Source organism: Chromohalobacter sp. HP20-39, assembly GCF_033052815.1.
In the GTDB taxonomy this organism is placed as follows: Bacteria; Pseudomonadota; Gammaproteobacteria; order Pseudomonadales; family Halomonadaceae; genus Chromohalobacter.
The window spans coordinates 1-493 of the sequence record NZ_JAWHTP010000124.1 but is presented as its reverse complement, the minus strand read 5'-3'; the positions used below and the strand labels follow the sequence as shown (position 1 = coordinate 493).

General features: G+C 59.8%; 1 protein-coding gene. It reads left to right on the top strand.

Going from position 1 to position 493, the window contains the following annotated elements:
- Positions 1 to 51: 51 nt before the first annotated feature.
- Positions 52 to 493, top strand: a 442-nt coding sequence (locus RVY79_RS17255) for a PRTRC system protein E (protein ID WP_317465703.1), incomplete at its 3' end; no start/stop codon positions are given.

Here is a 493-nt window from a genome sequence, read left to right as displayed (position 1 = left end):
GTTCTGACCACGCCTCGCTTCCCCATCCCATTCATTTTCAAGGAAATCCCTATGTTTCAAGAACTGGTGCCGCTCGTGAAGGCGAGCGACAAGGTTGTTATCACCCTTTCAATGCAGGGTGACGAGATGACCGTGGTCGTCGCGCCGACCGTCAGCAAGCCGGACGACGCAGCCCTGGTTGCGCCGATTGCTCTGACGGCCACGCCGGCGGAGTTGGATGCTGAGTTTGCCAATGCGATCGGTGGTGTGACGCAGGCCCGCCAGGGTCTCGCCGAACAGGTCGAGTCCACGAAGGCGGTGATTCAAGCGGCTACCGCTGCTCAGTCGAACAAGGCGACCAAGGCCCTCGCGACATCCAATCGCGCCAATCCGAAGTTGCCGGCGCCCAAGTCGAAAGGCATGGACGACGACGATGACGATGGTGTGGTCGATGTTGAGGTCACTGAAACGACGTCCGGTAGCACGAGTTCGTCAGCTAAAGATGCGCAAGGCG